Origin of the sequence: Frankia sp. CcI49, assembly GCF_001983215.1 — a bacterium.
GTDB classification, from domain to species: Bacteria; Actinomycetota; Actinomycetes; order Frankiales; family Frankiaceae; genus Parafrankia; species Parafrankia irregularis.
On the sequence record NZ_MOWP01000037.1, the window covers coordinates 114,917 to 129,463 of the forward strand.

The following is a 14,547-nucleotide window of genomic DNA, read 5'->3' on the forward strand; positions in this document are numbered from 1 at the left end:
TCGCAATGGCCGTCACGTCCACACCCCCGCCCGCCGGCGCGGTCGATTCGACGGGCGCGGCTGGCACCGTCCGTCCGCCGACGCCGGCGGACGGACCACCACCCACCCGTCGTCGCCATCCCGGGCTGCATTCGTTTTTCGCCCATATCCATGGTTATCGCTGGCGCGCGGCGGCGGTTCTGCTCGTGTTCGTTCTGTCGAACGCGCTGCTCGCCGTGGTACCGGCCGTTGTCGGCAGGTTTGTCACGGCCCTCACCGGGACGTCGGTCGACCACTCGACGGCGTTCGGCTGGGCCGCCGTGCTGATCGGCGCCAGCGTGGGCCACGACCTGCTCTACCGCGGCGGCGAGCTGCTGTGGGTGCGGCTGATCCTCCCCCGTGGCTACGAGTACGAGGACCTCGTCTTCACCAAGGTGATCAACCAGCCGTATCCCTATTTCGTCGGCACGTTCACCGGCAAGATCAGCAGCTATGTCACGACGCTCGGCCGGGAGTACCGCCAGTTCCTGGACGCGGTGTACTGGCAGTACTGCGAGGAGATCGTCCGGGTCCCGGTACTCGTCGCGATCATGTTCACCGTCAACCTCCCCACCGGCTGTGTGTTCGCCGGCGGCCTACTGTTGATGATCTTCCTCGGCCGGGCGATGGTGGCGCAGGTCGCGGCCCGCGAGCGGACGTCCGCCGACACCTCCTCCGACCTCGAGGGCCATGTCATCGACGTCATCGCGAACTTCGTCGCGGTGAAGTCGTTCGGGCGGGAACGCGCCGAGCACCACGGGGTGCGCACCAGACGGCGCGGGGTCGCCCGGGCCGCGGCGTCCTCCTACCGGTGGAACCTCGTCTACTTCGCGTCGATGAGTGTTGTGGTCCGGTATGTGCTCTGGCCTGCGACGGTGCTTTTCAACCTGCACCTGTACCTCGACGGCGAGCTGACCCTCGGCCAGTTCGCGACCTTCCTGGCCGCGCTGATGGCGTTCTCCGACTACATCTGGGCGACGGTCTGGATCGTCTCCCAGATGAACCTGCAGTTCGCCCGGGTCGAGGAGGCCTACCGGTACCTCTTCGGCGACCGCGACATCGTCCGCGAGCGCCGCGAGGATCACGAGGACCCCGCCGGCCGCGCCGGCCGCGAAGACAAGGAAGACAAGGAAGACCTGGAAGACCTGGAAGACCTGGAAGACCTGGGAGACCTGGGAGACCACAAGCACCGGGAAGACCACGACGAGCCACAGCGGCCGGCGGCGCCGGTCGCCACCTACACCCGCGTGCTGCGCCTCGACAACCTGTGCTTCGCCTACCCGGACGACCCCGACCGGCCGGTCCTGCGGGGCATCACCCTCGACATCGCCCGCAACGAGAAGATCGGGGTGGTCGGCCAGAGCGGCAGCGGCAAGTCGACCCTGCTGAAGCTGCTGCTCGGCTACTACCCGCTGCCGACCGGCACCCTGCTCCTGGACGGATCACCGATCGACGACCGCCAGCTCGCCCGGCTCATCTCCTACGTGCCGCAGGACGTCACCCTGTTCCACCGCTCGATCCGGGAGAACATCATCTACGGCACCGCCGCCACGGCGAGCCCCGACGAGGTGATGGCGGCGGCGCGTCGGGCCCACGCCCACGAGTTCATCATCGCCACCAGGGAGGGGTACGAGACCCTGGTGGGCGAACGGGGCATCCGGCTGTCCACCGGGCAGCGACAGCGCATCGCCCTGGCCCGGGCGTTCCTGAACCCGGCGCCGATCCTCGTGCTCGACGAGGCGACCAGCGCGCTGGACAGCGAGAGCGAGCGGCTCGTCCAGGACGCGCTGGAGGACCTGTGGGCCACCCGGACGGTGATCGCCATCGCCCATCGGCTGTCGACCCTGCTGACGATGGACCGGATCGTGGTCCTGGACGGCGGGCGGATCGCGGAGCAGGGCACCCACGACGAGCTGCTGGCGGCGGGCGGGCTGTACAACCACCTGTGGTGCCGGCAGAGCGGCGGGCTGATCGGTTCTCTATCACCTACAGAACCAGTTAGGCAAAACCGGCAAACAACCCACAAATGAAATCTCCCCTCAGAGAACTTTCTCTCTGAGGGGAGATTTCGCTTTGTAGCGGGGGCAGGATTTGAACCTGCGACCTCTGGGTTATGAGCCCAGCGAGCTACCGAGCTGCTCCACCCCGCGTCGGTGTGTCTTTACTATACAGGGACGCTGAGGCCGGATGTCAAATCGGTGGCCCCACCAGTTTTTCCGCCTGCAGCAGAGGAGACTCGGCGCTCCGTACTCCCCCTGTACTCCCCCTGTGTCCGCGGGCCCCGGGCGGTCAGCCGCGGTCGCCGACCCGGACCGCAGCCGGACCGCAGCCGGACGGATCGTCGGCGTGACCACGACGGCGACGGGCTCCACCGACGTCGCCGTGGCCGCGGGGGCCACGGCGACCGAGGGGCCGCGGGGCCCTAGCCGGGCGAGGGTGAGGGCGACACCGCGGCTGGCGGCGACGACGCGGCACCCGCGCCTGGCGAGGCGCTCGCTCCCGGCGTGGCCGCCCCGCCCGTCGCCCCCGCCGACGGTGCCGACGTGGGCGGGGCGGTGGTCGGCGAGGCCACTGCCCGCAGCCGGTCGAGCGCGGCCTGCAGGTCCTGCTGGGCCTTGCCGTAGGCGGCGAAGTCCGGCGGGCTCTTCGCCAGCGCGTCCTCACCGGCCTGGTAGGCGCGTTCGGCGGCGGCGACGGCGCTCGCCAGATCACCGCCGCCGGGCGTGGTCGTCGTGGTTCCCGGCCCGGCCCCGGAACCCGTTCCGGACTCCCCGGTCGTCGGCGGCGCAGCCGAGGTGCCCGCACCCGCGGCAGCGTCGCCGGCACCGGCGCCGAAGAGGTCGTTCAGCGCGTCGGCCAGCGTCGAGCCGAAGCCGATGCCGTCACCGAAGGCCGCCGCCACGCCCTGCAGGGTCGGGTAGCCGGTCGAGCCCCGGGCCTGCACGTAGTAGGGCTCCACATACAGCAGGCCGTTCGCCACCGGCAGCGTCAGCAGGTTGCCTTCGATCGTCTGCGAGCCCTGGCCGCGCCAGAGGGTCAGCTTGCTGGCGACGTCGGCATTGGCCTCGATGGCGTCATGCACCTGCACCGGCCCGTTGATGGTGGCGCCCCGTGGTAGTTGCAGCAACGTGAACTGCCCGTAGTTGTCCGGGTCCATCGACACCGCCATATACGCGGCGAGCTTGGACGACCGGGCCGAGATCAACGGCGAGGTCAGGTTGTACGACGGCTCGGCCCGGCCGGGGAGCTGGCTGTAGACGTAGAACGGCGGCTGCGGCTTGCCGGTGTCGTCCGGGGACTTCGACACCTCCCAGAAGTCCTCCTGGGAGTAGAAGTCCCGCGCGTTGTCCACGTGGTAGGAGCCGATCAGGTCCCGCTGGACCTTGAACAGGTCCTCCGGGTAGCGCAGGTGCTCCTTGAGGGAGTCGGAGATCTCGCTCTTCGGGCGCACCGTGTCGGGGAAGGCCTTCATCCAGGTCCGCAGCACCGGGTCCTGCTCGTCCCAGGCGTACAGGGTGACCGTCCCGTTGTAGGCGTCCACCGTCGCCTTCACCGAGTTCCGGATGTAGTTCACCTTGTTTTCCGGCTGCTGGGTGCGGTTGCGGCTCTGCGCGGTCACCGAGTCGGCCGTCACGTCGCCGAAGGTCACCCGGGCCGAGTAGGGGTAGGCGTCGGACGTCGTGTAGCCGTCGAGGATCCAGGTGACCCGCCCGTCGACGACCGCCGGGTAGGGGTCGCCGTCGAGGGTGAGCCAGGGTGCCACCTTGCTGACCCGGTCCCGCGGGTTGCGCTCGTAGAGGATGCGCGAGTCGCTGGTGATGTCGCTGGAGAGAACGATGTTCGGCTCCCCGAAGCGGAGCGCGAACAGCGCGCGCCGGAAGCTGGAACCGATCGAGACGCCGCCGTCGCCGTCGTAGCTGGTCGTGAGCTGGGTGTCCCCCGGGCCCGGGCCGTCGATCTCCTGCTGGCGGGTGCCGACGATCGAGTATTCCGGCGACATCTCGCCGAAGTAGATCCGGCTCTCCTTGACGCCGAGGTCGCCGGTCTCCGGCAGGTTGGCCTGGTTGAAGGCGGGGCGCCCGTCGTTGGCGGTGTTGGACGGCGCCGTCACGAAGCCCCGGCCATGGGTGTACGTCAGATGCTCGTTGATCCAGTTGCGCTGGTCGTCGCTCAGGCCGTCCTGGTTGAGCTCACGAACCGACACGACGTAGTCCTGGGTCGTGGTCTTCCCGTCCTCCGTCGTCGTGTAGCGGTCGACGTCGAGCGTCTGCGGGAAGCCGTAGTAGCCGCGCATCTGCTGGAGCTGCTGGAAGGTGGGTGACATCTTGCTCGGATCCAGCAGCCGGATGTTCGGCACCGTTCCGGTGTCGGCGGCGATCTCCTTCGCCGTCGCCTTCGTACTGGCCGGGTAGGAGGCCGGTTCGACGTCCTGGATGCCGTAGGCGGATCTGGTCGCGCCGATGTTGCGGGTGATGTACGGCTCCTCGCGGGAGGCCTCGTTCGGCTTGACCTGGAACTGCTGCACGATCGCCGGGTAGATCCCGCCGATGACCACCGAGGAGAGCACGAGGATGCCGGCGCCGAGCAGAGGAAGCGTCCAGCCCCGCTGGAAGATGTTGTAGATGAACAGCACGGCGCAGGCCAGCGAGATGAACAGCAGGATCAGCTTCGCCGGCAGCACCGCGTGAACGTCGGTGTAGGACGCACCGGTGGCCACACCGCGGGACGAGAACACCAGGCCGAACCGGTCCAGGTAGTAGGCCCACGCCTTGAGCAGGGCGAGCAGCCCGAGCAGCACCGAGATGTGCGCCTTCGCCGCCGGGGCGACCCGGTCCCGGGGGGACTGCAGCCGAATGCCACCGAACAGGTAGTGCGTCAGCACCGCGACCAGCAGCGAAAGCAGCACCGCGGTGAGGAGGAAGGCGAGCAGGAAACGCTGGAACGGATAGGTGAACGTGTAGTAGCTGATGTCCCGGTGGAACTGCGCGTCGACCTCGCCGAACGGCTCGCGGTTGATCCACAGCAGCCAGGTTCGCCACCGGCTGGACGCGGACAGCCCGGCGAGGAGGCCGAACACCGCCGAGACCGCCAGCAGAACGGGGAGCATGTACGGCTCGATCGCCACCCGGTAGCGCTCAAGGCTCTGCTGCTCGGCCGACAGGTCACTCGGCGGACGCAACCTGTAGGCGAGTACTATGTTCGTTCCCACGGCAATGGCCATCACCGCGCCGAAGAGCCCGAACAGAAGTATTCGCGTGAATACCACGGTTTTGAAGACGTTACTGAAGTCCACCGAACGGTAGAACAGAAGGTCGGTGTAGAGGCGGGTCGAAACACCGGCCACGATGATCAGGACCAGGACGACCAGTACCGGCACGAGCACGCGCATCCGTGTCAGTGGCGGCCTGCGACTGGTTCCTGCCACGAGCTCCTCCGTCCGTTCCTGGCACTGCTGCCCGGCCTACCAGGGCAACCTACGCCAGCCGTGTTCGGCTAGATCCGAGAGGATGGGTCGGTGACCACTCCGAGCATCACCGAGTTGACCTCCGTCGTCCTGGAGGTCGAACGACACGTCGCCGAGCTGGGGTGGGACCAGCCGAGCCAGGTCTACGCACTCGCGGACACTTCCGAGCTGCTCATGCGTGAACCTGGCCTGGCCCCCCATATCGGCGACGCTCCACCAGGTTCACTAACGCCGGTGGAGCAGGAACCGCTCCCCCAGGGGCGGCTTGACGAAGTCCTGGCTGGCATCGGCTGGCCGCCGGAGGTCCTCGGCTGCGTCCTCGTCACCGAGCTCGTCGTGCTGCCGCCGAGCGCGGAGGCCGAGGTTCCCTACGACGAGCGCGACATCGAGCACTGGGCCGCCAACCACCCGGAGCGCCAAGACGTCCGCCTGGCGGTCGGTGTCACCAGAGCGGGGATGCACGCCTCCTGCCTGCGGGTACGCGGGGACGACGAGCTGGTCATCGACCCCGATCTGGCAGACAACCTCGTCGACGGGCTGCTGGACACCTTCCGGTAGACGACGCGCGCGGGGGCGCGGCCGGAGGGGGCAGCAGGGCGGGTTCGCGCGGCGTTCCCGCCCATCTGCCGGCTCCTCGCGCCCGCCCGCCAGCCTGCCCTCGGCCACTCGGCCACTCGGCCACTCGGTTTCCCGTCCGCCGGCGTCCCGCCTACTGCTCGGCCGGGCAGGAGGCCACCGCGGTCGAGTCGGGGTCCTTCTGCAGGGTCTTCAGCGCGTCGAGCGCGTCGGACAGGCTTGCCACCTGGACGAGCCGCAGGTCCGGCTTCATCCGGACCGCGTCCACACAGTTCTCCTTCGGCACCAGGAAGACGGAGGCTCCTGCCTGCTCGGCACCGAGGATCTTCTGCTGGATGCCGCCGATGGCGCCGACCTCACCGGTGCTCTCGATAGTGCCGGTACCCGCGATCGTCTTCCCGCCGGTCAGCTCGCCCGGCGTGAGCAGGTCCACGATGCCGAGCGCGAACATCAGGCCCGCGCTGGGACCGCCGATGTCGGAGATCCGGATGCGCACCGTGAACGGGTAGGAGAGCTTCAGGTTCGTCGTCACGCCGATCATCGGGCGCGTGGCGTCGTCGGTGGCGGGCCTCGTCGTGATCTTCGCGGTCGCCGTCCGGCCGTCCCGGCGGTAGGTCACCTCGACGACGTCGCCGGGCTTGCTCCGGCCGACCAGCGCCTTCAGGCTCTCCTGGTCGGTGACCTTCTCTCCACCGACAGCGGTGATGACGTCTCCGGAACGGAGCAGGCCGGAGGCCGGCGAGCCGGACGGCACGTCGTTCACCACGACCTCCCGCCCGGTCGGCTTGATGCCGAGCTCACTGAGCGCCGCCGCGGTGGCCTGGTCCTGGGAGTCGAGCATCGCCTGGGTGTTCTCCTGGCGGATCTCCTCCTGGCTGGTACCCGGCGGGCGCACCAGCTCGCTCGGAACGACCGCGCGGTCGGAGGAGACCCAGTCCTGCAGCGCTCCCAGCAGGTTGAGGCGAGGGGTCTCCTCGACGGTCGTCAGGTCGAGGCTCCCCGAGGTCGGGTAGGTCTCCCGGCCGTCGATCTCGATCAACGGAGCGCCGTCGACCTTGCCGAGCGTGTCCGTCACCGGCCCCGGCGCGAAGGTCACGTACGGGACCGGCAGCCACAGGCCGACCACCGCGAGGATCAGCGTCAGCACCGACGCAACGAAGAGTGTCTGCGTGCGTCGGCCCATTCCCGCAGTCTACGTAGATCGCCGGCACCGGTTCGAAATCCGGTCTCCGACCGCCAGGCCACGCCCTCGAGACGGCCGTTCCCGCGGCCCGGCCAGCCGCACCCGCAGGTAGGCCCTTACCCCGGCCGACGGGGACACCCGCGGAGACAGGCACGGGGACACCCGCGGAGACAGGCGAGGGGCGGTCACCCCCGCACACACGGGTGTGACCGCCCCTCAACCACGACGCGCAGAGCCGGCAACCTGCCCGAGCTCAGGCAGTTCCTCCTGTTTCGCCCTCGGCGACGGCCCCGACAGCCTCGGCCGGGCCACGATCCGCGGGACGCGCGGCGGGGACCGGAACCGTGACGGGCAGAGTGGTTACCGAGGACGACCCAGAGGTGGTGGAGATCTCGTGGGCAGCCGGGATGGGACGGGCGAGGGCCGCCAGGCTGCGGCGGTAGCCCTCGATGGTGATCATGGCTTCGGAGGTGCGATCAGGTCGGCTGCGCAGCGTGAACCAGGCCAGAGCCAGGAGCACCGCGACTGGTGGGATCAGCAAGAACCACATGGCGGCCTCGACGTCGAGACGGGGAAGGTAGATGACCTACATCTATCCTAGGTGCCCACTCAGCAGGCGCCCACCCATTCGGACGAGCCGTCCGCGAATCCCTGCCGCTTCCAGATCGGCACCTGTTCCTTCACATCGTCGATGAGGCGCCGGCAGGCGCTGAGGGCCTCCGCCCGGTGCGCGGCGCCCGCCGCGACGACAACGGCGATGTCCCCGATCTCGAGGCGGCCCGTCCGGTGCAGCACCGCGATCGCCCGAACTCCGAGGTCAGCGCCCACCTCGGCGGCGACCCGAGCGAGCTCCCGGGCCGCGGTGGGATGTGCGCTGTACTCCAGGTCACCCACCGAGCGGCCGTGGTCGTGATCTCGCACCGTGCCGATGAACAGCCCGATTCCGCCCACCTCCGGCAGCCGCACCGCGGCGAGACATTCATCCACAGACAGTGGGTTTTCCCGCATCTCGGCGAGAACCACGACGCCGGATGACGCACCGTCGACAACGGGAACTGGATCCGAGAAGGTAACATCCACCCCCCGACGGTAACGTCCCACCGGCTCCGTTTCACCGGGCGGCGGGAAAACGCACTACCGTGGGTTCATGTCCCCACGGAACGTCCACGGGTCCCCGCGATGAGCGGCGGCCTCCCCTTCGGCTTCGGCCCGACGCCGGGCGGTGACCCGAACCGCCCCTCCGGCAGCGGCGCCCCGTTCTTCGCCGAGCTCGAACGCCTTCTTTCGTGGCAGGGCGGTCCGGTCAACTGGGAGCTCGCACGCCAGGTCGCGGTGCGGACCCTGGGCAGCACCGACCGGGCTGTGCGCCCCGCCGAGGTCGGCGAGGTGGAGAACGCTCTGCGTATCGCCGACGTGTGGCTCGACCCGGTGACCACGCTTCCCTCCGGCGCCACCACGGCCGCCGCATGGTCGCGCGAGAAGTGGATCGAGGCAACCATGCCGGTCTGGCAGACGCTGTGCGACCCGGTCGCGAGCAAGGTCGTCGAGGCCATGCGCACCGGGATCTCGTCCGGCCTGAGCCAGCTCGGCGGCGGCGACCTGCCACCCGAGCTCGCGGGCGCGCTGCCGCCCGGCGTCGACCTCGGCCGGCTGATGGGTGCCGGCGGGCCGGTCATGCAGATGATGAACCAGGTTGGCGGAATGCTCTTCGGGGCCCAGGTGGGCCAGGCCATCGGCTCGCTGGCCACCGAGGTGGTCAGCTCCACCGAGGTCGGCCTGCCACTCGGCCCGGCGGGCACGGCGGCGCTGCTGCCGGCGAACGTGGCGGCCTTCGGGCAGGGCCTCGGCGTGTCGGACGAGGAGGTCCGCATCTACCTCGCGCTGCGCGAGGCGGCCTCGAACCGGCTGTACGCGCACGTCCCGTGGCTGCGCTCGCACGTGCTCGGCGCCGTCGAGGAGTACGCGCGCGGTATCGCCGTCGACCCTGAAGCCGTCGGCCGGGTGATGCGGATGATCGACCCGACCACGCTGATGAACCCCGAACGGCTCACCGAGGCACTCGGTGAGGACGTCTTCGCCGACGCCGACACGCCGGAGCAGAAGGCGGCGCTGGCGCGGCTGGAGCTCATCCTCGCGCTCATCGAGGGCTGGGTGGACCACATTGCGGACACCGCCGCGCGGGAGCACCTGCCCTCCGCGGCGAAGCTGCGCGAGATGGTCCGCAGGCGGCGGGCCGAGGGTGGCCCCGGCGAGCAGATCTTCGCCACCCTGGTCGGGCTTTCGCTGCGGCCCCGCCGGCTGCGCGAGGCCGCAGCGCTCTGGGAGGCACTGGGCGAGGCTCGCGGCCACGACGGGCGGGATGCCGTCTGGGCCCACCCGGACCTGCTGCCGAGCGCCGCCGACCTCACCGACCCCGCCGCTTTCGTCGCCGGCACCACGCCCGGGTCCGAGGTCGACATCATGGCCGAAATCGAGAAACTCAACGGAGGATCTCCGGAGGATGGCACACCGCCAACCTCCGACGACGCCGGATCCTGACCCGCCCACCGGACGCCGTGAGCCGCCACGAGGCCACACGAATTGACCTGCATGGCGAATCGGTCGTAGCTTGACGTCGCGGGCCCTCGGGCATGCGGGGCGCCTCCGGAAGGGGAAGCCGGAGGCTCCACGTTCACCCCGGGGGCCCGTTTACGTTCCACGGAGATCTCCTTCGCGTTCAGCCGAAACGCCGTTCGCGCCCGACGGAGTTCCCGTTTCCGCTCCCGTCCGCGGTCGCGCGCCGCGGCCTGTGGGCATCGCCGGGAAAATCCGCTGTTCGGGCCACCGCTACCGCCGAGCAAGACCTGCGGATCCTGGTCTCCACCACTTGTCACGGAATCCCGAGAAGCGGCGCATCCGGGACCGCCGACATTGCCCTGGCGGTCCGTGGCCACCCGCCGCACGCCGACCCACCGGGGATCCCGCGCCGCCACACAGCGCCAGCAACTCGCATCAACAGGGAAAAGGGACATAGCGCCACTTGGTAATCCGCAAGAAGTGAGGATCTCGGTTGCTGCAGGCGCCAGAATCCTCACTTCTTACTCAGCAGCGGCGACGGCAGCGGAAGCCCGGGGCTCGAGATTCCGCGGACGGCGGGGCCGCGGGCGCCTTCGACGAGGACTCCGCGACCGGTCGGGCCGAACGGGCACCCACCATCCGCATGGTCCTCCCAGACTCCGTCACCAACACGCTCCGGGCCGCGGGCTACCGCCACAGTCCCGAAGGGCACGCACCTCGCCCATGTGTCGGCCACCGCCCGCGCCTGACCTCCACGGCGGCCTGGCGCGGCACACCCGCCACGCCGACCAGCCTGCCTGGTCCGACACCTCCAGACCAGACGCGATCATGCAAATGCCCTGGCCACACGCCTGAATGGACGTATGGAAAGGGTCGGGGATGCCGCTGGTCCGGATCGGTGATGGAAAAGGCGCAATTTCTACCAGCATTGAACGCTTATCCGAATCACCCTTTCGGGGCCACGGCCCGCCGGGCGGATCCAAACAAAAACGGTCTGTCCACAACCGCGGCGGACAGGCACTCGGAGCGCGTTCCTCATGTCATCGTGAACGGGTCCCACCAGCCGCCGGCCCGAGCTCGCCGGCTGACGCAAGGAGGATCCCGTGCGCCCGGTCCTCAAAGCCGGTCTCCGTCGGCTCTGGCGAGACAGCACCACCCTGCAGATCGGCGTCGATCCCCAGCGCGCCGTCATTCTCACCGATGTCGGGCCGGCCGACCTGTCCGCGCTGAACACGTTGGGATCGCCGGGCCCGGAGCTGGGGCCGGGCGGCGGCGAGGCCCGCGATCCGACCGCCCGCACGATGATCGAGATACTCGCGCAGGCCGGGCTGATCGACGACGCCGCCGACAGCGGGCCGGCGCCCGTCAGCGATGGTGACCACGACCGGTTCGACCCGGACCTGGCCGCGCTCTCGCTGTCGAGCTTCGGCGTGAGGGTGCCCCGGTCGGCGCTGCACCGACGACGCCGGGCCCGGGTGTGCGTGCGGGGTGCCGGGCGGATCGGAGCACAGATCGCGACCCTGCTCGCGGCCGCGGGAGTCGGCCAGATCCTGGTGGACGATCCCGGTGCCACGTCGGCGGCCGACGTCGCGCCCGGTGGGCTGCGGCTCGACGACATCGGCCGACCCCGCTCACTGGCGGCTGATACGGCGGTGCGGCGGGCCACCAGCCGGCGGGATCCGCCATGCCGCCAGCCGACAGGCCGGCCGATGCGCTCCGCGAAGGTCGAGCCGCTCCGCCCCGATCTGGTTCTCCTGGCCCCGGTGGGGCTTCCGGTCGTCCATCCCGACGAGTGCCTGCGTCTGGAGCGGGCCGGCGTCCCTCATCTGCTGGCGGGTGTCCGCGAGACGACGGGGATCATCGGGCCTCTGATCGTGCCGGGCGTCACCTCCTGCCTGCACTGTCAGCACCTGCACCGCGACGCCCGCGACTCCGACTGGCTCATCCTCGCGATGCAGATGATCCGCCCGCCCGAGCACGGCGCAGACCCCTGCGAGATCTCGCTGGCGACCCTGGTCGCCGCGATCACCGCCATGCAGGCGCTCGACTTCCTCGACCTGACCACGGCAGCCAGCGACCGCCCCCGCCAGCTGCCCACAGCCGCCGACGGCACTCTGGAGATCGCCCGAACCGATCTGCGGATCCGGCGCCGCAGCTGGCCACTCCATCCCGAGTGCCCCTGCCGCACCGCACGCGACGCGGCCGGGTCACCACCACAGGAACAAACCATCTCGCCCGAAGTACTCGAGACCGCCATCGACCGCCAGCAGCTCGCCACGGGCAGCACGCGGTGAGGGCGTCTATCGCGAGGTTGACACAACAGCCCGCGGGAAAGGGCACGATGGAGCGGTGTCCGACATCCCGCGGCGGGCGGTCGTCCGCACCGCCAAGCTCGCGACCCTCCCGATCGGCATGGCCGGCCGGGCGACCCTCGGCGTCGGAAAACGCCTGGGGGGCAGACCCGCCGAAGCTGTGGCCAGCGAGCTGCAGCAGCGTACGGCCGGGCAGATCTTCCGCGTCCTCGGGGAGCTCAAGGGCGGGGCCATGAAGCTGGGCCAGGCGCTGTCCGTCTTCGAGGCGGCGCTGCCGGAGGAGGTCGCCGGTCCCTACCGGGCGGCCCTCACCAAACTCCAGGAGGCCGCGCCGCCGCTGCCCGCGGCAACCGTGCACGGGGTCCTGAGCGCAGAGCTCGGCCCCGACTGGCGGTCGTTGTTCACCAGCTTCGACGACACACCAGCCGCCGCGGCCAGCATCGGGCAGGTGCACCGCGCGGTGTGGGCGGCGGACGGAACCGACGTCGCCGTGAAGATCCAGTATCCGGGGGCCGGGGACGCGCTGCTGTCCGATCTCAACCAGCTCGGTCGCGCCGCCCGCCTGTTCGGGGCGATCACACCGGGCCTGGACATCAAGCCACTGGTCGCCGAGCTGAAGGCACGTATCACCGAAGAGCTTGACTACCGGCTCGAAGCCGCCTGGCAGCGGGCGTTCGCGCAGGCCTACGCGGGYGATTCGGACATCGTCATCCCCCGCCCCATCGCCGGCGCCGACCGGGTTCTGGTCAGCGAATGGATCGACGGTGTGCCGCTGTCCACCGTGATCGAACGGGGCACACCCGAGGAACGGGACCGGGCCGGGCTGTTGCTCGTGCGTTTTCTCTACTCGTGTCCCGGCCGAGCCGGGCTGCTCCACGCCGACCCACACCCGGGGAACTTCCGGTTGCTTCCCGACGGGCGCCTGGGAGTCCTCGACTTCGGAGCGGTCAACCGCCTGCCCGACGGGCTGCCCGAGCCCATCGGCCGACTGGCCCGGATGGCCCTCGCCGGCAATGCGGAGGCCGTCGCCGAAGGGCTGCTCGTCGAGGGTTTCATCCCGGCCAGTGCCAGCATTCCCGCCGACGACCTGCTGGGCTATCTGGCCCCCATGCTCGCCCCGATCGCGGCGGAGGAGTTCACCTTCTCCCGGGAATGGCTGCGTGGTGAGGCCCTGCGGCTCGGGGACTGGCGGTCCTCGGCGGCCCAGCTCGGCCGCCAGCTCAACCTGCCGCCGCCCTATCTGCTGATCCACCGGGTCACCCTCGGTGCAATCGGCATTCTTTGCCAGCTCGGCAGCACCGGTCCGTTCCGGGCCGAGATGGAGCGCTGGCAGCCGGGCTTCGCACCGCCGCGCACCGCGGCGGCCCGGCACGCCGCGGCTGCCAACCGTCCAGGTCGCCGCCTGCCCAGGCTCGACGTCGAGGACGAGGCGGGTGTCATCCGGGCCCGGCCCGGCCCGGTCGTGCTCGCCCCGGCACAGCGTGGAAGCCGCTCGCGGAGCCGGATCCGCCCACCCGAGCAGGCCGGGTCCGTCGAGCCGAGCCGGCCCCCGCGGCAGCGCCGACCGGCCCGTGAGCCCCAGGCCAACCGCGACTGATCGACACCGACCAGGCCATCAGCACGAAGCGCCGCAATGCCTTGGGGCGGGGCACCGGAGATCCGGTGCCCCGCCCCAAGGTCACTATGTAGCCGTAGCCGCAAGGCCCTTGCTCGGTCAGGCCGCGACGTTCTTGCGCGGCCTCCCCCGAGGACGCTTGCGCGGGACCACGCGGCCGGTCACGACGAGTTCGCCGCCCCAGACACCCCACGGTTCCGCCCGGTCGATCGCGGCGGACAGGCAGGCATGGCGCACGGGGCAGTCCACGCAGACGGACTTGGCGGACTCGACGTCCGCCGGGGATTCGGCGAAGAAAAGCTCGGGGTCCACGTCCCAGCAGGGCAGGACGAGACGCTCCCGCTCGATCCGGGAATCGATCGAGGGGTCGAACACCGGGGTCACCTCCGACATTGGCGGTTCAGTTCCGATCGGTTGCTCGGTCTTGCGTCCATCGACGACGGTCAGGATCAGACCTCCGGAGTGGTAGCTGGCACGCGATTCGACCGGGAGAAACAGAAAGGCCGCGGATCCTGTCGGATCCGCGGCCTCGGAAGTCACTCCGGTTCGGCGCTAGGCCGGGAGTGGATCCGGGACAGGGCCCGACTGATCGAGAAAACGCGTGGCGGCTGTGCCGGCCTGACGTGCTGCTGCGGCGGCGGCTTGATGATCCGAACGACCATTCGTGACGACGGCACCCGTCAGGGCACCCTGAGCCGAGACACGGCTCACCACGAAATCGCCGCCGAGGACACCGCGACCGGCGCAGCGGGAGCCTTTCGGCTCCCGGGCACCGGGCCACGTGACCGTGTCAGCAAGCCGGGCAGCAGGCGTATAGAGGACG

At 70.1% G+C, this 14,547-nt stretch carries 10 protein-coding genes and 1 tRNA gene; 5 read left to right on the forward strand and 6 right to left on the reverse strand.

Going from position 1 to position 14,547, the window contains the following annotated elements:
• Nucleotides 1-185 precede the first annotated feature (185 nt).
• Complete coding sequence (locus CcI49_RS32410) at nt 186-2,048, forward strand: ABC transporter ATP-binding protein (RefSeq protein WP_347280160.1); 1,863 nt, start codon at nt 186-188, stop codon at nt 2,046-2,048.
• A gap of 46 nt (nt 2,049-2,094) precedes the next feature.
• On the opposite strand, the gene CcI49_RS32415 is transcribed toward CcI49_RS32410, so the two are convergent.
• Both CcI49_RS32415 and CcI49_RS32420 read right to left on the reverse strand, forming a co-directional pair.
• Nucleotides 2,095-2,168 (reverse strand) — tRNA-Met (locus CcI49_RS32415).
• A 272-nt stretch (nt 2,169-2,440) separates the two neighbouring features.
• Nucleotides 2,441-5,443, reverse strand: a complete 3,003-nt coding sequence (locus tag CcI49_RS32420) for a UPF0182 family protein (RefSeq protein WP_054565144.1) — start codon at nt 5,441-5,443, stop codon at nt 2,441-2,443.
• A gap of 90 nt (nt 5,444-5,533) precedes the next feature.
• On the opposite strand from CcI49_RS32420, the gene CcI49_RS32425 reads away from it, so the two are divergent.
• Nucleotides 5,534-6,040 carry a PPA1309 family protein gene (locus CcI49_RS32425; RefSeq protein ID WP_054565145.1) on the forward strand — a complete coding sequence of 169 codons (507 nt, stop codon included), beginning with the start codon at nt 5,534-5,536 and terminating at the stop codon, nt 6,038-6,040.
• A gap of 151 nt (nt 6,041-6,191) precedes the next feature.
• Here CcI49_RS32425 and CcI49_RS32430 read toward each other — a convergent pair whose 3' ends face one another.
• The 3 genes from CcI49_RS32430 to CcI49_RS32440 all read right to left on the reverse strand — a co-directional run bounded on the left by CcI49_RS32430 (nt 6,192) and on the right by CcI49_RS32440 (nt 8,321).
• Entirely contained in the window at nt 6,192-7,241 is a 1,050-nt protein-coding gene (locus tag CcI49_RS32430) for a PDZ domain-containing protein (protein WP_054565146.1), read from the reverse strand.
• Nucleotides 7,242-7,494: 253 nt separating this feature from the next.
• Nucleotides 7,495-7,791 carry a hypothetical protein gene (locus CcI49_RS32435; RefSeq protein WP_054565147.1) on the reverse strand — a complete coding sequence of 99 codons (297 nt, stop codon included), beginning with the start codon at nt 7,789-7,791 and terminating at the stop codon, nt 7,495-7,497.
• Between the two features lie 59 nt (nt 7,792-7,850).
• Nucleotides 7,851-8,321: a molybdenum cofactor biosynthesis protein MoaE gene (locus CcI49_RS32440; RefSeq protein WP_054565148.1), complete on the reverse strand. Its 471-nt coding sequence runs from the start codon at nt 8,319-8,321 to the stop codon at nt 7,851-7,853.
• Between the two features lie 99 nt (nt 8,322-8,420).
• Here CcI49_RS32440 and CcI49_RS32445 point away from each other — a divergent pair, with 99 nt between their 5' ends.
• The 3 genes from CcI49_RS32445 to CcI49_RS32455 all read left to right on the forward strand — a co-directional run bounded on the left by CcI49_RS32445 (nt 8,421) and on the right by CcI49_RS32455 (nt 13,706).
• Nucleotides 8,421-9,779 carry a zinc-dependent metalloprotease gene (locus CcI49_RS32445; RefSeq protein WP_054565149.1) on the forward strand — a complete coding sequence of 453 codons (1,359 nt, stop codon included), beginning with the start codon at nt 8,421-8,423 and terminating at the stop codon, nt 9,777-9,779.
• Nucleotides 9,780-10,900: 1,121 nt separating this feature from the next.
• On the forward strand, nt 10,901-12,091 hold the full coding sequence (locus CcI49_RS32450) for a ThiF family adenylyltransferase (RefSeq protein ID WP_076833040.1): 1,191 nt from the start codon (nt 10,901-10,903) through the stop codon (nt 12,089-12,091).
• 55 nt (nt 12,092-12,146) lie between these two features.
• Nucleotides 12,147-13,706: an AarF/ABC1/UbiB kinase family protein gene (locus tag CcI49_RS32455; protein WP_076833043.1), complete on the forward strand. Its 1,560-nt coding sequence runs from the start codon at nt 12,147-12,149 to the stop codon at nt 13,704-13,706.
• Between the two features lie 117 nt (nt 13,707-13,823).
• Here CcI49_RS32455 and CcI49_RS32460 read toward each other — a convergent pair whose 3' ends face one another.
• Complete coding sequence (locus CcI49_RS32460; RefSeq protein WP_035954849.1) at nt 13,824-14,117, reverse strand: WhiB family transcriptional regulator; 294 nt, start codon at nt 14,115-14,117, stop codon at nt 13,824-13,826.
• Between the last annotated feature and the right edge of the window lie 430 nt (nt 14,118-14,547).

What these genes read in the sequence shown, in the direction of transcription:
- CcI49_RS32430 (WP_054565146.1), bottom strand. Translation starts at nt 7,241, where the DNA reads ATGGGCCGACGCACGCAGACACTCTTCGTTGCGTCGGTGCTGACGCTG.
- CcI49_RS32435 (WP_054565147.1), bottom strand. Translation starts at nt 7,791, where the DNA reads ATGTGGTTCTTGCTGATCCCACCAGTCGCGGTGCTCCTGGCTCTGGCC.
- CcI49_RS32445 (WP_054565149.1), top strand. Translation starts at nt 8,421, where the DNA reads ATGAGCGGCGGCCTCCCCTTCGGCTTCGGCCCGACGCCGGGCGGTGAC.
- CcI49_RS32460 (WP_035954849.1), bottom strand. Translation starts at nt 14,117, where the DNA reads ATGTCGGAGGTGACCCCGGTGTTCGACCCCTCGATCGATTCCCGGATC.